Annotated in this window: 16 protein-coding genes; 14 read left to right on the top strand and 2 right to left on the bottom strand. The window is 72.3% G+C overall.

The genetic code is table 11. The features are described from left to right. The first annotated feature begins 93 nt into the window (after window positions 1-93). The 10 genes from ftsW to DP939_RS11200 all read left to right on the top strand — a co-directional run bounded on the left by ftsW (window position 94) and on the right by DP939_RS11200 (window position 11,443). Complete coding sequence (gene ftsW / locus DP939_RS11150) at window positions 94-1,332, top strand: putative lipid II flippase FtsW (protein ID WP_225878184.1); 1,239 nt, start codon at window positions 94-96, stop codon at window positions 1,330-1,332. A gap of 15 nt (window positions 1,333-1,347) precedes the next feature. Further along, complete coding sequence (gene murG / locus DP939_RS11155) at window positions 1,348-2,442, top strand: undecaprenyldiphospho-muramoylpentapeptide beta-N-acetylglucosaminyltransferase (protein WP_113980539.1); 1,095 nt, start codon at window positions 1,348-1,350, stop codon at window positions 2,440-2,442. A 7-nt stretch (window positions 2,443-2,449) separates the two neighbouring features. Next, on the top strand, window positions 2,450-3,859 hold the full coding sequence (gene murC, locus DP939_RS11160; protein ID WP_113980540.1) for a UDP-N-acetylmuramate--L-alanine ligase: 1,410 nt from the start codon (window positions 2,450-2,452) through the stop codon (window positions 3,857-3,859). A 49-nt stretch (window positions 3,860-3,908) separates the two neighbouring features. Continuing rightward, entirely contained in the window at window positions 3,909-4,886 is a 978-nt protein-coding gene (locus DP939_RS11165; RefSeq protein ID WP_225878164.1) for a cell division protein FtsQ/DivIB, read from the top strand. Window positions 4,887-5,150: 264 nt separating this feature from the next. Next, window positions 5,151-6,614: a cell division protein FtsZ gene (gene ftsZ, locus DP939_RS11170; protein ID WP_113980541.1), complete on the top strand. Its 1,464-nt coding sequence runs from the start codon at window positions 5,151-5,153 to the stop codon at window positions 6,612-6,614. 99 nt (window positions 6,615-6,713) lie between these two features. Further along, entirely contained in the window at window positions 6,714-7,418 is a 705-nt protein-coding gene (locus DP939_RS11175; protein ID WP_113980542.1) for a YggS family pyridoxal phosphate-dependent enzyme, read from the top strand. Window positions 7,419-7,537: 119 nt separating this feature from the next. Then, entirely contained in the window at window positions 7,538-8,041 is a 504-nt protein-coding gene (locus DP939_RS11180; protein ID WP_113980543.1) for a cell division protein SepF, read from the top strand. Window positions 8,042-8,135: 94 nt separating this feature from the next. Then, complete coding sequence (locus tag DP939_RS11185) at window positions 8,136-8,423, top strand: YggT family protein (protein ID WP_113980544.1); 288 nt, start codon at window positions 8,136-8,138, stop codon at window positions 8,421-8,423. 49 nt (window positions 8,424-8,472) lie between these two features. After that, window positions 8,473-9,345, top strand: coding sequence for a DivIVA domain-containing protein (locus tag DP939_RS11190; protein ID WP_113980545.1), 873 nt, complete (start codon window positions 8,473-8,475; stop codon window positions 9,343-9,345). A gap of 1,648 nt (window positions 9,346-10,993) precedes the next feature. After that, a complete protein-coding gene (locus DP939_RS11200) occupies window positions 10,994-11,443 on the top strand; it encodes a hypothetical protein (protein WP_113980547.1) in 450 nt (149 codons plus the stop codon). A 56-nt stretch (window positions 11,444-11,499) separates the two neighbouring features. Here the strand turns inward: DP939_RS11200 and ileS are convergent, their stop codons facing one another. Beyond that, the gene (gene ileS, locus DP939_RS11205) at window positions 11,500-14,670 is read right to left on the bottom strand and encodes an isoleucine--tRNA ligase (protein WP_113980548.1); all 3,171 of its coding nucleotides are present in this window, start codon (window positions 14,668-14,670) and stop codon (window positions 11,500-11,502) included. A gap of 537 nt (window positions 14,671-15,207) precedes the next feature. On the opposite strand from ileS, the gene DP939_RS11210 reads away from it, so the two are divergent. The 4 genes from DP939_RS11210 (at window position 15,208) to DP939_RS46115 (ending at window position 17,393) form a co-directional block, all read left to right on the top strand. Then, window positions 15,208-15,615, top strand: coding sequence for a TraR/DksA family transcriptional regulator (locus DP939_RS11210; RefSeq protein ID WP_113980549.1), 408 nt, complete (start codon window positions 15,208-15,210; stop codon window positions 15,613-15,615). Continuing rightward, entirely contained in the window at window positions 15,579-16,250 is a 672-nt protein-coding gene (gene lspA, locus DP939_RS11215) for a signal peptidase II (RefSeq protein ID WP_225878165.1), read from the top strand. Before DP939_RS11210 ends, lspA begins: the two co-directional genes overlap by 37 nt. Then, a complete protein-coding gene (locus DP939_RS11220; RefSeq protein WP_113980550.1) occupies window positions 16,247-17,176 on the top strand; it encodes an RluA family pseudouridine synthase in 930 nt (309 codons plus the stop codon). The genes lspA and DP939_RS11220 overlap by 4 nt, the downstream gene beginning before the upstream one ends. A gap of 67 nt (window positions 17,177-17,243) precedes the next feature. Continuing rightward, a complete protein-coding gene (locus tag DP939_RS46115) occupies window positions 17,244-17,393 on the top strand; it encodes a hypothetical protein (protein WP_158578536.1) in 150 nt (49 codons plus the stop codon). 90 nt (window positions 17,394-17,483) lie between these two features. On the opposite strand, the gene DP939_RS11225 is transcribed toward DP939_RS46115, so the two are convergent. Beyond that, window positions 17,484-19,109: a serine/threonine-protein kinase gene (locus DP939_RS11225; RefSeq protein ID WP_158578537.1), complete on the bottom strand. Its 1,626-nt coding sequence runs from the start codon at window positions 19,107-19,109 to the stop codon at window positions 17,484-17,486. Between the last annotated feature and the right edge of the window lie 38 nt (window positions 19,110-19,147).

Below are 19,147 nucleotides of genomic sequence, written 5' to 3' on the forward strand. Positions count from 1 at the left end.
GGGGCCGCTGAGCCGGTGGCGCGGAAGAACGCGGCCGGTGCGGCGCGGGGTCCGCGTGGCGGGTGGGATCGTCGCGGGTTGTTCCGTGAGCGGATGGGCGCGCTGCTCGAACTGCTGGACCGGCCGCTCACCTCCTACTACCTGGTGCTGGGCTGTAGCGCGCTGCTGCTCGCGCTGGGCCTGATGATGGTGCTCTCCGCCTCCAGCATCGAGGCGCTGCAGGAGACCGGCAGCCCGTTCTCCTGGTTCCTGCGGCAGTCGTTCTCCGCGACGCTGGGCGTACCGATCATGTGGATCTGCTCCCGCCTGCCGCAACGGTTTTTCCGGCTGGCCGGATATCCCCTGATGGTGCTCTCTGTGATCGGCCTGATCCTGGTGATCCTGGTCGGCGAGTCCCAGCAGGGCGCGCAGCGGTGGATCGACCTCGGTCCCATCTACCTGCAGCCGTCGGAGCCCGCCAAGCTCGGCCTGGCCCTGTGGGGGGCCGACCTGCTGGCCCGTAAGGCCAGGGCGGGCCGGATCGAGTGGCGGCAGCTCCTGATCCCGCTGATGCCCGGCACGGCCATCCTGGCCGTGATGGTCATGCTCGGCCGCGACCTCGGCACCACCCTGGTGCTGATGCTGATCTTCCTGTCGCTGCTGTGGGTGGTCGGAGCCCCGGTCCGGATCTTCGGCGTGATCCTCCTGGGGGCCGTGCTGGCGGCGGTCATCATGATCACCGTCGAGCCGTACCGGATGGCCCGTGTCACGGCATATCTGCGTCCGTGGGAGGATGCTCAGGGCGCGGGCTACCAGGCGGTCCAAGGGCAGATCGCGATGGGCTCCGGAGGGTGGTTCGGGCTCGGGCTGGGCAGCAGCCGGCAGAAATGGAGCTGGCTGCCGCATTCCGAAAGCGACTTCATCTTCGCCATCCTCGGTGAGGAACTCGGACTGGCGGGCACACTTGCCGTCGTGACGCTTTTCGGCCTGCTCGGTTATGCCGGTCTCCGGGTGGCCTCCAGGGTGAACGACCCGTTCATCCGGCTCGCCTCGGCCGCCACAGTGGCCTGGGTCGCCGGTCAGGCCATCGTGAACATCGGCGCGGTGATCGGTGTCCTGCCCATCACCGGCATCCCGTTGCCGCTGGTGTCCTATGGTGGTTCGGCCCTGTTGCCCACACTCGCCGCGCTTGGCATGTTGTTGTCATTCGCCAGGCGGGAGCCAGGCGCCCGCGAGGCTCTGGCCGCGCGTGGCCCCGGACCGGTGGCGAGAGCCCTAAGCTGGCTTGGCCTGGGCGGTCCGAAGGCGCGCAGTCGCCGTGCGGGCCGTACAGGGCGGTCATTCGATAGGTGAAGTGAAAGGACCGACATGAGGGTGGTCCTCGCGGGCGGCGGGACGGCCGGGCACATCGAGCCGGCGCTCGCCCTTGCCGACGCGTTGCGCCGGCTGGCCCCGGACACCGGAATCACCTGCTTGGGCACCGAGCGCGGCCTGGAGACCCGCCTGGTCCCGGAGCGGGGGTATGAGCTGCAGCTCATACCGGCGGTGCCGCTGCCGCGCGCGCTCACGCCGCAGCTCCTCACCGTCCCCGGGCGGCTGGCCGGCGCGATCAACGCAGCGGCCGGGGTGCTCGACCGGGTTCAGGCCGACGTCGTGGTCGGGTTCGGCGGTTACGTCGCCACCCCCGGCTACCTCGCCGCCCGCCGCAGGGGCGTGCCGATCGTGGTGCACGAGGCCAACCCACGCCCCGGCCTGGCCAACCGGCTCGGCGCGCGGCTGACCGAGCACGTCTACACCGGACATCCGGAAACGGCCCTCACTCACGCCCAATACCTCGGGATCCCCCTCAGGCACGACATCTCCCACCTGGACCGCCTGTCCATGGGGGACAAGGCCCGCTCGTGGTTCGGCCTGGAGGCCGACCTGCCGACGCTGCTGGTCTTCGGCGGCTCCCAGGGGGCCCGCTCGCTCAACCAGGCCGCGCTCGCCGCGAGCGACACCCTGCGCCGCTCGGGCGTCCAGGTGCTGCACGTGCTCGGCCCGAGGAACACCATCGAGCACGAGCCGCCGCCCGGCGATCCCCAGTACGTCGTGCTGCCCTACATCGACCGGATGGAGCTGGCCTACGCCGCCGCCGACTTCGCGCTGTGCCGCAGCGGCGCGATGACCTGCGCCGAGCTGACCGCGGTCGGCCTGCCCGCCGCCTACGTGCCGCTGCCGCACGGGAACGGCGAGCAGCGCACCAACGCCGCCCCGATCGTGGCCGCGGGCGGCGGCCTCATGGTCGACGACGCCGACCTCGACCCCGAGTGGATCGCCCACCACCTGCTGCCGATCCTGTCCGACCCCGAGCGGGTCGCGATGATGTCCGAGGCGTCCGCCAGGCTCGGCCGCAGAGACGCCGACGAGGTCATGGCCCACCGGGTGCTGCAGATCGCCGCCACCCGGCGAGAAGGGCGGTGACCCGCGGATGAGCCTGGTCAAACTCGTCGAGCCGGTCGCCGCCGGCGACCTCGGCAGGGTCCACTTCATCGGCATCGGCGGCGCCGGAATGTCCGGCATCGCGCGCATCCTGCTCAAGCGCGGCGTCCGGGTGAGCGGCAGCGACACACGTACCTCCCCCCTGGTCACCGAGCTGCGCGAGCTGGGCGCGACGGTCCACATCGGCCACGCCGCCTCCCACATCAAGAACATCGACACCGTGGTGGTCTCCACCGCGATCCGCGACTCCAACCCCGAGCTGGGGGAGGCGCTGCGCCAGGGGCTGCGGGTCATCCCGCGGGCCGCGGCGCTGGCCGCCGTCATGGCGGGCCGTACCGGCGTGGCGGTCGCGGGCACTCACGGCAAGACCACCACCACCTCCATGCTCACCGTGGCCCTCCAGAAGTGCGGCGCCGACCCCTCCTACTGTGTGGGCGGGCAGCTCGTCACCACCGGGCTGGGCGCCGACGAGGGCGCGGGCGAGGTCTTCGTGGCCGAGGCCGACGAGAGCGACGGGTCGTTCCTGATGCTGGCCCCGGGCATCGCCGTGGTCACCAACGTCGAGGCCGACCACCTGGACAACTACGGCGACCCCGACGCCGTGTACGACAGCTTCGCCCGCTTCGTGGAGCGGGTCGGCTCCTCGCTGATCGTCTGCGCCGACGACCCGGGCTCGGCCGCGCTGATCCCCCAGGCCCGCGAGCGCGGCCTGCGCGTCCGCACCTACGGTGAGGCCGAAGACGCCGACCTGCGCATCCGCGCGGTCCGCCCGGACGGCTTCGGCGTCGCCTTCGAGGTCGAGGGCCACGGCCCGGTACGCCTGTCGGTGCCCGGCGCGCACAACGCCCTCAACGCCACCGCCGTCATCGCGGTCGCGGTGGAGCTCGGCCTGCCCTTCGACGAGATCCGCGACGGCCTGGCGGCCTTCACCGGGGCCAAGCGGCGCTTCGAGTCCAAGGGCGAGGCGGGCGGTGTCGCGGTCTTCGACAGTTACGCCCACCACCCGACCGAGCTGGCCGCCGACCTGCGCGCCGCACGCGACGTGGTCGCCGGGTTCTCGGCGGGCCAGGGCCGGGTGATCGCGGTCTTCCAGCCGCACCTGTACTCGCGGACCAGGTTCTTCGCCGACGAGTTCGGCGTGGCGCTCGCCCTGGCCGACGAGGCCATCGTGATGGACGTCTACGGCGCCAGGGAAGATCCCGAGCCCGGCGTCTCCGGCGCCCTGGTCGCGGGCAAGGTGCCGCTGCCGGCCGGGCAGGTCGCCTACGTGACCGACCGCGCCGACGTACCGGCGCTGGTCGCCGCCAAAGCACGCGCCGGTGACCTCGTCTTGACCATGGGCGCGGGTGATGTCACCGAGCTGGGCCCTATGATCGTCGCGGAGCTTTCGAGCCGCTGATCCTCCCCCTTTTCCATGCACGCCTATCGGAGGGACACCGCACGACCGCATGGCCACGCGAAGGGGACCGCACACCGCGCCGCCGTACCACCGGGCGCGGGTCGTCTGTCATGAAAGACGCCGGGGCCGGGACGTGCCCCGCCTTCCGGCCCCCTGGCACGGGGCGGGAGCGGCAGAAGTCCTGATCATGGCCGCCTCCGGGCGGGGCGGCGGCGAACCGGGGACCACCGGGGCCGCCGATGCCGCCGGGACGGCCGATCGGGCGGGCGAGGTGGACGACGCCCCTGGACCGCCGGAACCCCCCGGGCCTCCCGCGCCGCCGCCCGCGGGCGGCGAGGACGCCGGGGCGGCCAGGGGCCGCTGGACCGGCTGGCGGGTGGTGCTGGTGCTCGTGCTGTTCGCGGCGGTGGTCGGCTGCGCGACCTGGATCGTGTTCTTCTCCAGCGTGCTGGGCCTGCGGGAGATCAAGGTTGTGGGAAATCTCACCGTGCCGTCCGAGCAGATCCAGCGGGCCGCGGGCGTCCCGGACGGTCACCCGCTGGCGACCGTCGATCTCGGCGGCGTGCAGGCGCGGGTCCTCGGCATCCGGCAGATCGAGTCGGCCGCCGTGGAGCGCACCTGGCCGGGGACGCTCCGGATCGCGATCGTGGAGCGCCGCCCTGTGGCGGTGGTCCCGGTGGCGGGCAAGGCGGCGCTGGTGGACAAGTACGGCGTGGTGACCGAGGTCCGGTCCGTGGGATCGCCGAGGCTGCCGCTGCTCCGGGTGAACCGTCCCGGTCCCGACGACCCGGCGACCAGGGCGGCCCTCGCGGTGATCGTCTCACTGCCCGCGGCGCTCGCGCCCAAGGTCGCCGAGGTACGGGCCACGGGCCCCGAAGCCGTGTCCCTGCGCCTGGGGGACGGCAGGACGGTGGTGTGGGGCGGCGCGGACCGCGCCCGGCAGAAGGCGCGTATCCTCATGACCTTGCTCAAGAAGCCCGCGGACAGCTACGACGTCAGCTCGCCCGAGGTCGTGACCGTGGAATGAGATCGTCAGGCCCGCCGCGACGGGCCGCCGGGGGTGCCGCGCGAAAAGGACACGCCGCGACACGCCGGGCGCGCTTGCGGCGCGGTTAGTTGACCCGCGTAGAGCGTAACTCCTACTGTCCGTATCAATCCTCAGGTTGACATAAATCTAAATCTCAACTTGAGGGTGAGGGTTTGGGAATCGCGGGCACGGCATCGCCGTACCGCACGAACACCGTAAGTCACCGGAAACATCGCAAGTCAACGAGCGGAAAGGCCCCTCGTCGTGGCAGCACCGCAGAACTACCTCGCGGTCATCAAGGTCGTCGGCATCGGCGGCGGCGGCGTCAACGCCGTCAACCGAATGATCGAGGAGGGACTCAAGGGCGTCGAGTTCATCGCCATCAACACCGACGCCCAGGCGCTGCTGATGAGTGACGCCGACGTCAAACTCGATGTCGGCAGAGAACTCACGCGCGGCCTTGGCGCGGGCGCCAACCCGGAGGTGGGCCGCAAGGCGGCCGAAGACCACCGGGAGGAGATCGAAGAGGTCCTCAAGGGCGCGGACATGGTGTTCGTGACCGCCGGGGAGGGCGGCGGCACCGGCACCGGCGGCGCGCCCGTGGTGGCCAGCATCGCCCGGTCCCTGGGGGCGCTCACCATAGGAGTCGTCACCCGGCCGTTCAGCTTCGAGGGACGGCGGCGCGCCTCCCAGGCCGAGGCCGGAATAGAGACACTGCGCGACGAGGTCGACACCCTCATCGTGATCCCCAACGACCGGCTGCTGTCGATCTCCGACCGGCAGGTGAGCGTCCTGGACGCCTTCAAGGCGGCCGACCAGGTGCTGCTGTCCGGTGTGCAGGGCATAACGGATCTCATCACCACCCCCGGTCTGATCAACCTCGACTTCGCCGACGTGAAGTCGGTCATGTCCGGCGCGGGCTCCGCGCTGATGGGCATCGGACACGCCAGGGGCGACGACCGCTCGGTCGCCGCCGCCGAGATGGCCGTCTCCAGCCCCCTCCTGGAGGCCAGCATCGACGGCGCGCACGGGGTGCTGCTGTCCATCGCGGGCGGCTCCGACCTCGGCCTGTTCGAGATCAACGAGGCCGCCCAGCTCGTCTCCAACGCGGCGGCCCCCGAAGCCAACATCATCTTCGGCACGGTCATCGACGACGCCCTCGGCGACGAGGTGCGGGTCACGGTGATCGCGGCCGGGTTCGACGAGCCGGCCAGGGAGAGCCCGGCACCTGTCGCCCACCAGCCCACGGCCCGGCCGCAGCCCGCGCGGCCCGCCGCGCCGGCCTCTCCGGGGCCGGTCCGCTCATCGCCGGGTACGCCGAGCGTCAAGGCGGACCACCGTACGGAGTCCGCCCGCTCCGACCCTCCACCCAGGTCAGAGGCGCCGCACAGACCCGAGCCGCGCCACGAGACCCCGCGCTATGAGACGCCGCGCGAGCCGCAGCGCCAGGAGATGCCCCGGCCCGAGCCGCGCATCGAGCCGCGCCCGCAGCCCCGGCCCGAACCGCGCCCCGAGCCGCCCGCGCCGGTGCGCCCGCTGGCCGGCGCCACCTCGCCGGAGGCGCCCGCCGACGAACCGCCCGGCCTCTCGCTGGCCAGGCCCGTCGCCGAGCCCGCCACCTCGCCCGCCCCGCCCACGCCGATCAGCTCCCGGATGCCGGACCAGCCCCGGCCCCGGGTCGTCTTCGAGGAGGAAGAGGAACTCGACGTTCCCGACTTCCTGAAGTGATCCTTCTCACCCTCGGCCCGATGCGGGGCGGGAAAGGGGGAGGGGGGACGATGGTGCCGCTGAGTGAATGCCAACGTGACGACTGGTGGGCGGCGAGAAGTGAGCGGGACGACACGGCGCGAGGAGATCGCGGCGGGGCTTGAGGCGGTAGAGGCGCGCATCGCGGCGGCGTGCCGTGCGGCGGGCAGGGACCGGGCGGAGGTCTCGCTGGTCGCCGTGACCAAGACCTACCCCGCCTCCGATGTGCGGATTCTCGCCGGACTCGGGGTCCGTGACGTCGCCGAGAACCGCGCCCAGGAGGCGGCGGGCAAGGCGGAAGAATGCGCTGATCTTCCGCTGACCTGGCATTTCGTCGGGCAGTTGCAGACCAACAAGGTCCGTCTGGTGGTCGGCCATGCCGCGGTCGTGCACTCGGTGGACCGCCCGCGGCTGGTCGGTGCGTTGAGCACAGAGGCCGTGCGGGCCGGGCGGGAGGTCGGCTGCCTGGTACAGGTGGCGCTGGACGACGATCCGACACGCGGTGGCGCGAGGCCCGCCGACGTGCTCGCGGTGGCCGACGCGGTGGCGGCGGCCGAGGGGCTGGCGCTGCGCGGGGTGATGGCGGTCGCGCCGCTGGGGGAGGAGCCCGCCAAGGCGTTCGCCCGGCTGCGCGAGATCGCGGGGGCGGTACGCGCCGGGCACCCGGCCGCCACCGTCATCTCCGCGGGGATGAGCGGCGACCTGGACGAGGCGATCGCAAACGGCGCGACACACCTGCGGATCGGTACGGCGTTGCTCGGTCGCCGGAAGCCCTTCGTCAGGTAATGTCCACTCAAGTGGGCCTTGACGTCCACGCTCCAGGAGAGGTCGATCAGCGGTCAGCTCCAAAAGGGGGTACGGCTGCCGTCACGGACCCGCAAGTGCTGACGGAGGAAGACGTAGCGATGGCCGGCGCGATGCGCAAGATGGCGGTCTACCTCGGCCTCGTGGAGGACGACCGCTACGAGAGGTACGACCAATACTCCGAGGACGACTACGACGAGTACGACGAGTCGAGGCGTCCCGCGGAAGAGCGCGAGCCCGCGGTCCACGAGCGCGACGAGGAGACCGATCCCGGCCTGCCCGCCCCCCGGCCCGCGACGGCCGTGATGGAGCGCCGGACGACCGACCTGGCCAGGATCACCACCCTGCACCCGCGCACGTACAACGAGGCGCGCACGATCGGCGAGCACTTCCGTGACGGCACGCCGGTCATCATGAACCTTACGGAGATGGTCGACAGCGATGCCAAGCGTCTTGTCGATTTCGCGGCAGGTCTCGTCTTTGGGCTACATGGGAGCATCGAACGTGTTACCAACAAGGTGTTCCTGTTGTCCCCAGCCAATGTCGAGGTGACTGCCGAGGACAAGGCCCGAATCGCGGAACGCGGGTTCTTCAACCAGAGTTAGAGTTCCACTATGGACGTGACCGACCGGCCCATTGGCCCCCGGCGTGAGCGGGGATGGGGATGGCGGGGTACCGGGATGGAGGCAGGGCGACACTGTGGGGATCGTTAGTGAGATCTTGGTCGTTGTCCTGTCGATCTATCTGGTGCTCCTCATCGGCAGAATGATCTTCGAGACGGTGCAGGCGTTCGCCCGGCAGTGGCGTCCGACCGGCGCGGTATTGGTGCTGGCAGAGGCCACATACACGGTGACCGACCCACCTCTCAAGTTCCTCCGCCGTTTCATTCCGCCCCTCCGGTTGGGTACGGTGGCCTTTGACCTAAGCTTCACAGTGCTCTTCATTGTGGTCTTGGTCTTGATCCAGATCGTGTCCGCGCTTCGTTGACGGGTACCGTCCCTCCGGACAGACTCCCAAGCGCGCCAAGGAGACCGAAATGCCGCTGACGCCCGCCGATGTGCGGAACAAGCAGTTCAGTACGACCCGGCTGCGGCCGGGCTACGACGAGGAAGAGGTTGACGCCTTCCTCGACGAAGTGGAGGCCGAGCTCGACCGCCTGATCCAGGAGAACGAGGAGCTGCGCGCCAAGCTCGCCGAGTGCCTGCGTGGCAAGGTCCCCGGCGGAATGGGCGTCGGCATGACCCCCGCCCCGGTGGCGGAGCCCAAGCCGGAGATGATGGCGCCGCAGCCCGAGCCGATGAAGGCGCCCGAGCCGCCGCCGCAGCAACAGCCGCAGCAGCAGCCGGTCCCCGTCGGCATGGGCATGCCGCCCGCCGAGGACAACATGGACACCGCGGCCCGCGTGCTCGCCCTCGCCCAGCAGACGGCCGACCAGGCCATCGCGGACGCCCGCCGGGAGGCGGACGAGACCGTGACCAGGGCCCGCCGCGAGGCCGACGACATCCTCGGCAAGGCCAGGCGCCAGGCCGAGCAGGTCATCGGCGACGCCCGTGCCCGCGCCGAGACGCTGGAGCGCGACGCCCAGGAGCGCCACCGCCAGGCCATGGGTTCGCTCGTCCAGACGCGTGACGAGCTGGAGCGCAAGGTCGAGGAGCTGCGCAGCTTCGAGCGCGAGTACCGCAGCCGCCTGAAGCTGTATCTGGAGGACCAGCTGTCCAAGCTGGACATCGCCGGTGACGGCAGTGGCGCGTTCCCGATCGTCGGCGGGCAGATGCCGGCGAGCCCCGCGATGTCGCGTGCGCCGGGTCAGCAGTCGCTGCAGGGCGGACCTGGCTCGTTCGGCCCCGAGGCCGGGCAGCACCAGGGCGCCTTCCAGACGGCGGACGGCCCGCACAACGACCGCAGGTAGGCTTCCGGGTCACGTCACTCTCCCCGACCCGTAAGCCGGGAGTCACTCTGTGATCTTCGTAAGTGCTGGACTCGTACTAGCCGCGATCGTGCTGCTGATCGCGGGCATCGTGCTGGCCGAGCCGTCCCTTGTGATGTGGTCGATCGTGGTCAGCGTGCTGTCCGCGGTCTTCCTGCTGATCGGGGTGCTGCTCCGCAGGCACGCCCTGTTCCCCCGCGGGGGGCCGGCGAAGGCGACGATGCCTCCGCCCGCGCCCCTTCAGGCCGGCCCCTACCAGGCCGGTCCGATGGCGTCGCCGATGATGGCGGCTCCACCGCCGCAGGCCGTCCAGCACATGGCCACGATGCCTTCTCAGCCCCGTGCCCACCATCCGATGGCCGCGGGGGCCTCCCCGGTGGCCCCCAGGCGCGCGGGCGGCATCTCGCCGGACGCGATCGTGCTGGTGATACCCGGGCGCAGGCGCTACCACGTGGCGGGCTGCAGGCAACTCGCCGGCCGCGACCATGAGGAGCTGACTTACGAGGAGGCCCGGGAGGAGGGTTTCTCACCCTGCACCACCTGCCTTCCCGACGCCGCCCTCGGCGGAGTCCAGGCACCCCCCACTCCCGAGCCCGCGTCCTCTCCCGCCGAGGGGACCACGCAGACCACACAGACCCTTCAGACCATTCACCCCGAGCCGACCACCAACCCGGTCCGCGTCGCACGCCCCGCCTCGGGCGCCGACGGCCCGGATCGCCCCGGCGCCGTACCCATCGGCCGCGTGACCCCCGAGCCCGCCGGGCCCCCGCCCGCCGAGCCCGCCGGCCGAGAGGCGCCCCCCGCGCGCCCCTCCGCCTCCACCGCCACCCCGGCAGAGTCGCCTTCCGCCACCCCGGCCGATTCCGCCGCCCCGCCGTCCACGCCGGGTTCCCCCGCGCCGGACGCCCCCACGGGCCCCAAGCCCGCCCCATCTGCTTCCGCAGCCGCCTCGCGCCCCGCGCCTGGTTCTCCTACCGGTTCGCCGTCCGTGTCGCCTTCTTCCGCGCCTGCGGCTTCTCCCGCCTCCGCCGGTGGCCCTGGTTCGCGGCCCGCGCCGGACTCTTCTGCGTCGGACACGCCCGCGGCTTCCAAGCCCGCCTCGCCTGCCTCTGGTCCCGTCGCCTCGCGCCCCGCGCCTGGTTCTCCTACCGGTTCGCCGTCCGTGTCGCCTTCTTCCGCGCCTGCGGCTTCTCCCGCCTCCGCCGGTGGCCCTGGTTCGCGGCCCGCGCCGGACTCTTCTGCGTCGGACACGCCCGCGGCTTCCAAGCCCGCCTCGCCCGCCTCTGGTCCCGCCGTCTCGCGGCCCGCGCCGGACGCCCCCACGGGTCCCAGGCCCGCTTCGCCTGCTTCCACGGCCGCGTCGGACACGCCCGCGGCTTCTAAGTCCGCCTCGCCTGCCTCTGGTCCCGCTGCCTCGCGGCCCGGGCCTGGTTCTTCTACCGGTTCGCCGTCCGCGGCTTCTCCCGCCTCGGCCGGTGGCGCTGGTACGCGGCCTGCGCCGGATGCCGGGGGGCCGCCGCGTGGGCCCGGACGTCCTGCCCAGGAGCCGCCGTCCCGCTCCTCCGCGCCGCAGGATTCCGGCCCGCGTGATCGGCCCGAGGGCGAGAGCGCCCGGGGTGGTGGGTCGGGGGTGGCCGGTACGCCCGTGTCCTGGTTCGGCTCGCCGGCGGAGGGGCCCGCGTCCGGCCAGAAGAGCGCGGGGGACACCCGGGAGGAGAAGGCCGCCGCCGGTGGCAGCGCCACGCCCGGGCAGAAGCCCGCCAAGGCGCCGGATGACGCTCCCCGGGACAAGGACACCCCGGGTGATGTGCCCGCGCCCACGGTCGGGGGCGAGCCACGGGTGTTCGCCGATGACGCCACCCGGGTGGTGGTGACCGTGGACGAGGAGAACTCCGACCCCGGCCACCGTCCCTCGCCCACTGCGCGGAGCGTCAAGGTCGTCTCCGGCACCGGGCGTTTCCACACCACCAACTGCCCCCTCGTGCGCGCCGCCGCCGCCGACTCCGTCGAGACGATGCCCAGGGCCAAGGCCGAGGCCGCCGGACTCACCCACTGCTTGGTCTGCATAACGAGCGACTGAACGCACGGAAGGGGGTGTGCGCGCCCGCCGGGCGCGCACACCCCCTTCCGCGTGTTCTAGCCTCCGACGCGGCGGAGCTGGAAGCTCAGCCCCAGGTCCGCGTCGCTGTGCGTGGGCAGCCCCGGTTCGGTGCCCTCGGTGAACGCCCCGGCCAGCACCTCATCGCCCACCGTGGCCGCGTGGGTGCGCATGGCCTGCGCCACGTCGGGCGAGCCGGCCGTCCACCACAGCTCGATCCGGTCGGTGATGGAGAGACCGGAGGACTTGCGGGCCTCCTGGATGAGGCGCACCGCCTCGCGGGCCAGCCCGGCCAGCCGCAGTTCGTCGGTGATGGCCAGGTCCAGCGCCACGGTCTCGCCGGTGCCGGTCTCGATCGCGCCGGTCTCGACCGCCCAGCCGGACCGCGGCTGCTCGGTGACGATCACGTCGTCGGGCCCGAGCTCCACCTCGCCGATCTCCTCCACCTGGACCGTCGCCGTCCCGCCCCCGCGCAGCGCGCCCGCCAGCGCGACCGGGTCGGCCGCCGTGACGGCCGCGGCGACGAGCTTGGTACGCCCGCCGTACCGCTTGCCCAGGGCGCGGAAGTTCGGCTTGACGGTGAAGGACACCAGGTCGGCGGAGAAGCCCGACAGATCCTCCAGCTTCAGGACGTTCAGCTCGTCGGCGATCAGCGCCCGCAGCTCGCCGGGCAGGCTCGACCACCCGGGCGCGCCCACAAGGGCCCGTCCGAGCGGCTGACGCGTCTTCACGCCGGAGGAGGCCCGCGCCGAGCGGCCCAGCTCCACCAGCCGCCGTACGAGCGCCATACGCTCGCTCAGGGCCGGGTCGAGCAGGCTCTCCTCCACCTCCGGCCAGGTGGTCAGGTGGACCGAGGAGGGGGCCTCCGGAGCGCGCAGCACCTCCCACACGTGGTCGGTCAGGAACGGCGTGATCGGCGCCATCAGCCGGGTCACCGTCTCCAGGCACTCGTACAGCGTGGCGAAGGCCGCCTGCTCGCCCGCCCAGAACCGGCGGCGCGAGCGCCGGACGTACCAGTTGGACAGGTCGTCCAGGAAGGCGGCCAGCCTGCGCCCGGCGCGGGCCGTGTCGTAGCTCTCCATGGAGGCGGTGACCTCGGCGACCGTGCGGTGCAGCTCGGCCAGCGCCCAGCGGTCCAGCAGCGAGCGCCGCTCCGGCGGCGGCGCGGACGCGAGCGCGGCCGGCGACCACCCCTCGGCGTTGGCGTAGAGCACGAAGAACGACGCCGTGTTCCAGTAGGTCAGCAGGACCTTGCGGACGATCTCCTCCAGCGCCGCGTGCCCGACCCGGCGCGCCGCCCACGGCGAGCCCGAGCAGGCCATGAACCAGCGCAGGGCGTCGGCGCCGTGCTGGTCCATCAGCGGGATGGGCTCCAGCACGTTGCCCAGGTGCTTGCTCATCTTGCGGCCGTCCTCGGCCAGGATCAGCCCGAGGCACAGCACGTTCTCGTAGGAGGAACGGCCGAAGACCAGCGTGCCGACCGCCATCAGCGAGTAGAACCACCCCCGCGTCTGGTCGGTCGCCTCACAGATGAACTGCGCCGGGTAGGCGCGCTCGAACGCCTCCTTGTTCAGGTGCGGCGCGCCCCACTGGGCGAACGGCATCGAACCGGAGTCGTACCAGGCGTCGATCACGTCGGGCACCCGGCGCGCCTCGGCCCCGCAGGTGGGGCAGTCGAAGGTCACGTCGTCCACGTAGGGGCGGTGCGGGTCGAGCGCGGACAGGTCGCGCCCGGCGTGCCTGCCCAGCTCGGCCAGCGATCCGACGCAGGTCACGTGCGACTCGTCGGCGGTGCACACCCACAGCGGCAGCGGCGTGCCCCAGTAGCGCGAGCGCGACAGCGCCCAGTCGACGTTGTTGCGCAGCCACTCGCCGAACCGGCCCCACTTGATCGTCTCGGGGTACCAGGCGGTCTTCTCGTTCTCCGCGAGCAACTGCTCCTTGATCGCGGTCGTGCGGATGTACCAGGACGGCAGCGCGTAGTACAGCAGCGGCGTGTGGCAGCGCCAGCAGTGCGGGTAGCTGTGCTCGAAGTGCCCGCCGCGGAACAGCAGGCCGCGTGCGCGCAGGTCCGCGGTGAGCGCCTCGTCGGCGTCCTTGAAGAACTCGCCGCCGACCATCGGCACGTCGGCCAGGAACCGCCCGTCGGGCCCGATCGGGTTGACCACCGGCAGGCCGTACCGCTTGCAGATGGTCAGGTCGTCCGCGCCGAAGGCGGGGGCCTGGTGGACCAGGCCGGTGCCGTCCTCGACGGTGACGTAGTCGGCCAGTACGACGTAGTGCGCGCCGGGGATGTCCACCAGCTCGAACGGCCGGGCGTAGGTCGTGTGCTCAAGGTCGGCGCCGGAGAAGGTGGCGACCACTTCGGCGTCCTCTCCGAGCACGGACGCGGCCAGCGGCTCGGCCACGACCAGCGTCTCGTCCCGGCCCGCCGGGCGCGCGGCCACGTAGGTGACGTCGGGCCGCACCGCGACGGCGGTGTTGGACACCAGCGTCCACGGCGTGGTCGTCCAGATCAGCAGGTCGGCGCCCAGCTCGGCCAGCGGCCCGGAGGTCGCGGGCAGCCGTACGTACACCGAAGGGCTGGTCACCGTCTCGTACCCGCCGGGCTGGCCCAGCTCGTGGTCGGACAGGCCGGTGCCGCAGCGCGGGCAGTACGGCGTGATGCGGAAGTCGCGGAACAGCAGGTCCTTGTCCCAGATGGTCTTCAGCGACCACCAGACGGACTCGATGTAGGAGGAGTCCATCGTGCGGTACGCCTGGGAGGTGTCCACCCAGAAGCCCATCCGCTCGGTCATCGTCTCGAAGGCGTCCACGTGCCGCAGCACCGACTCGCGGCAGCGGTCGTTGAACTCGGCGATGCCGTACGCCTCGATCTCGGGCTTGCCGGACAGGCCCAGCTCCCGCTCCACGGCGACCTCGACGGGCAGGCCGTGGCAGTCCCAGCCGGCCTTGCGCGGCACGCTGTAGCCGCGCATCGACCGGTAGCGGGGGAAGACGTCCTTGAAGACGCGGGCCTCGACGTGGTGGACGCCCGGGCGGCCGTTGGCGGTGGGCGGGCCCTCGTAGAAGACCCACGCCGGGCCGGTCGCGGTCTGCTCGACCGAGCGCTCGAAGACCTTGCCGTCCCGCCAGCGGTCCAGGATCTCGTGCTCCAGGGCGGGCAGATCCACCTGGGCGGGCAGTGAACGGAAATAGTGTGCTGACATCGGGATGGGGCCTCCACGCGGTGACGGGCCGTCGATCATGCTTGCCTCGCGTGGAGGGACGAAGCGCCGGGCTCCGCGGTACCACCCTCCTTGGCCCCCGATGGGCGGGGACCCTCTCGTCATGCCCGCTGCCGGTTCTACTGGACCCGCGCGGCGGGCCGTTCTTCCGGCGGCTCGGGGGTGATCTTCGATCCGGCTCTCGCCCCGGACTCACACCGTCTCCGGGTCGCTCGTGCGAGGGATGCTCGGACCTACTCGTCCCCGTCAGCGCCTTGCAGGGCGGGTGCAGGTCGCTCTTACTGCACCGCTAAAACGATAACGCACCAGGGGAGTGCGCCGCTTCCCGGTTTGCACGTGCGGCCCTCTCGGCTGTGTCAAGGCAGGCGTAGAGGCGTGGCGTATTGGGAAGGACGTGGCGGATCGGGGTGGGATGCTACGGGAGAGGCGAATGTCCTGGCGGGTCAGTTGCCGTTCTGTTATCTCCGGACCTAGGCTTCCCCGCACCCGTTCGAGTCACTTGATCGGTTAGGAGGGCGTATGAGCGCAACCGCGCGCGCAGGTAAGAGCACCGCCGTGAACGGAGAGGGTGCCTGGACCGAGGTGGAGCTCGCGGAGGTACGCGACAACCTGTCCCGCGAGATGGAGGAGCTTCGCGTCGTCATCACGCGGTCGGAGTCGGAGATAGCCTCGGGGGACATCACCGAGGGCGCCGGGGACGACCAGGCGGACGCCGGGGCCAAGACGTATGAGCGGGAACGTGAGATCGCCCTTACCCTGAACTCGCGCGACCTGCTCGCGCAGAACGAGCGGGCGATCGCAAGGATCGACGCGGGGACCTACGGAGAGTGCGAATCGTGCCACAAGCCGATCGGGAAGGAACGGCTGCGGGCGTTCCCGAGGGCGACGCTGTGCGTGGCCTGCAAACAGAAGGAGGAACGCCGCTGACCGACGACCGGAACGACCCGGGCCGGAACGGCGAGTCCGCCCCTCCCGGCACCCCCCGCCCCCCCGATCCCCCCTCTCCGGCCCCTTCCGCCGCCCCGGCCGGGCGGCGCAGGGTGGGACTGCTGGCCGGGCTCGCCGCCGTGATCTACGTCCTCGACCTGGTCACCAAGGTCCTCGTGGTGACGTATCTGGAGGGCAAGGACCCGGTCGTGCTGATCCCGGACGTCCTGCTGTTCCGGGTGATCCGCAACTCGGGGGCCGCCTTCAGCATCGGCACCGGGCTCACCCTGGTGCTCACCCTGATCGCCACCGGCGTGGTGATCGCCATCCTGCGCACCGCGCGCAACCTCCGCAGCCTGCCCTGGGCGATCACCCTCGGCCTGCTCCTCGGCGGCGCGTTCGGCAACCTGACCGACCGCGTCTTCCGTGCGCCCGCCCCGTTGCAGGGGCACGTCGTGGACTTCGTCCAGGTCTTCCCCGCGACCGGGTTCCCGATCTTCAACGTGGCCGACTCCTCGATCGTCTGCGGCGGCGTGCTGGCCGTACTGCTGGCCTGGCGCGGCTACCAGATCGACGGCTCCCGCCAGGTGGACACCGGCAAGGGCGCGAGCGGTGAAGCGAGCGGCGGCGAATGAGCGAGCAGCGCAGCCTCCCCGTCCCCGACGGCCTCGCGGGCGAACGCCTCGACGCCGCCATCTCCCGGCTGTTCGGCCTCTCCCGCACCCGGGCCGCCGAGATGATCGGCGCGGGCGACGTGCTCGTGGACGGCACGGCGGCGGCCAAGTCCGACCGCGTCCACGCCGGCGCCTGGCTCGACGTCACGCTGCCCCCGCCGCCGACCGCCCCGGTCCCGGTGGCCGAGCCCGTGCCGGGGATGCGCGTCCTGCACGAGGACGACGACATCGTGGTCGTGGACAAGCCGATCGGCGTCGCCGCGCACCCGACCGTCGGCTGGAACGGCCCGACCGTGCTCGGTGGCCTGCTCGGGTCCGGCCACCGGGTGGCCACCAGCGGCGCGGCCGAACGTCAGGGCATCGTGCACCGGCTCGACGCCAACACCTCGGGCGTGATGGTCGTGGCCAAGAGCGAAGGGGCCTATTCCTGGCTCAAGCGGGCGTTCAAGGAACGTACCGTCGAAAAGCGCTACCACGCCCTCGTCCAGGGCCACCCCGACCCGCTGCGCGGCACCGTGGACGCCCCCATCGACCGCCACCCGTCGGGCGACGGCCGGTTCGCCGTGGTCGCCGGCGGCAAGCCGTCGGTCACCCATTACGACACCGTCGAGGCGTTCCGGGCGGCCTCCCTGCTCGACATCAGGCTGGAGACCGGGCGCACCCACCAGATCCGCGTGCACATGGCGGCCCTGCGGCATCCCTGCGTGGGCGACCTGCTGTACGGGGCCGATCCCACGCTCGCGGCCCGGCTGGGGGTGACCCGCCAGTGGCTGCACGCGGTGTCCCTCGCCTTCGAGCACCCGGCCACGGGGGAGTGGGTCCAGTTCACCAGCGACTACCCGGCCGACCTCGACACGGCCCTGAACGCCGTCCGCGGCGAGTCCTGAACATCCGCGGGCACCTCGAATCCTCTCGGCAGCAGGCCCTACGGCTCCGGTCACCGGGCGGGCCGGCGTGACCATCGCCGGCACGAGCGACGCGGCGGTCAGCGTGTTCGACGGCGAGACCTGCGGGGGCACGCGGCTCGGCGGCCTCTCGCCGGGGGAGACCCGATTCATCGCCTGCACGGGCGCGTCGTTCTCACTGTACGTCTCCGGGCTGTGAGTCCCTGGCAGACGGATCACCTGCTCTGAGGCCCGGTGGCCGGGCCCGCTCCGCCAAGGGCGGTGCCCGGCCGCGGCCCTCCGGACGCGATCAGATCCGGATGACGGCGTGGGGCGTGAGCGCCGGGTCGCCCACCCTGACGGTGGTCCGGGCGCTCGGCAGGTCCTGGGTGTCCCAGGGGTCGATCTCGCCGTCGCCGCCCGGGTTGCTCGCCTCGGGGGAGGGCTCCGGGGCCGGGCTCTCCTCGCCCTCCTCCTTCTCCTTGTCCTTCTTCTCGTCAGGCGACCTGTCCGGCGAAGGGGACTTCTCGCGTTCCTTTTCCTCGTTCTCCTTTTCGCGCTGCCTCTCCCGCTGCTCCCGCTCCCGCTCGCGCCGCCGGTCGTCGTCCTCCCGCCCCTCCGGGGAGGACTCGTCCGTGGGAGCGGGGGCGGGCCGTACCTGCTCGTCCGGCGAGGGGGCCGGGGCTTGCACGGGGACCTCGGGGCTCGCCGGGGCGGTGGTCCTGATCGTGGTCGTCGTGGTGACGAACCCGGGGGCGGGCGCACGGCGTTCCCCCGGCTGCGCCGACAGCCAGGCGGCCCCGCCGCTGACCATGGCGACGAGCATCGCCAGGCCGGTCAGCCCGGCCACCGCGAGCACCTTCCTGCCACCGGTCTCCCGCGAGGCTGCGGCCGGGCGGTCGCGGTCGCCGTCCGGCTCGGCGGGCTCTGTGTGTCCGGAGTGCGCGTTGCGCGCCGTACGGTGGCCGTGGCCCGGCCCATGCGCCGGACGGGCCGCCCGGGCGGCGGAGACCCTGGCGTGGCCGCACCCGGCCCCCCGCGCCGCGGGCCGTACGCCCGCCGCCGCCTCCACCACCCCCACGGGGATGGGCGCGGTGGACTCGGGTTCCAGGCCCGACAGCACGGCCTGCATCCGGGCCGCCGCCTGCTCGGCGGTCGGGCGTTCGCGCGGGTCCTTGCTCAGCAGCGCGCCGATCACCGGGGCGAGCGCGCCCGCGTGGCTCATCGGCGGCGGCTCCTCGTGCAGGATCGCCGAAAGGGTCGCCAGCGCGTGGCCGCGGTGGAACGGCGAGCGGCCCTCCACCGCCAGGTACAGCGTCGCGCCGAGCGACCACAGGTCCGAGGCCCGTACCGCCCGGCCGCCGGCCGCGCGCTCCGGGGCCATGAAGCCGGGCGTGCCGACCAGCATCCCGGTCCGTGTCATCGGCGAGTCGCCCTCCATGGTGGCGATGCCGAAGTCGGTCAGTACCGCGCGCTGATCGTCGGTGAGCAGCACGTTGTCCGGTTTCACGTCCCGGTGCAGCACACCCGCGAGATGGGCGGCCCGCAGCGCGGCGATCACCTGGACGCCGATCCGGGCCACCTCCATCGGTGGCAGCGCCCCGCGTTCGCGGATCGCCGCCCCCAGTGTGGTCGAGGGCACCAGTTCCATGGCGATCCACGGATGGCCCCGTTCCTCCAGTACGTCGTACACGGCGGCCACACCCGGATGGCTGATCCTCCCGGCGGCCCGCGCCTCGCGGAACGTACGGGTGGTGAACGCCTCACGTTCCGGTTCGGACAGGTCCGGCGGTGGAGTGATCTTCTTTATCGCGATGTCCCGGCCGAGCGTTTCGTCGTGCGCCCGCCATACGGTCCCCATGCCACCGCGGCCGATCGGCTCGACCAGCCGGTAGCGCCTCCCGACCAACTGGCCCCGCTCCTGCGAATCCGACATGGACCGACGGCTACCCAGGGAAGGCCCCGGCATGCGAC

The organism is Spongiactinospora rosea, from assembly GCF_003315795.1.
GTDB classification, from domain to species: domain Bacteria; phylum Actinomycetota; class Actinomycetes; order Streptosporangiales; family Streptosporangiaceae; genus Spongiactinospora; species Spongiactinospora rosea.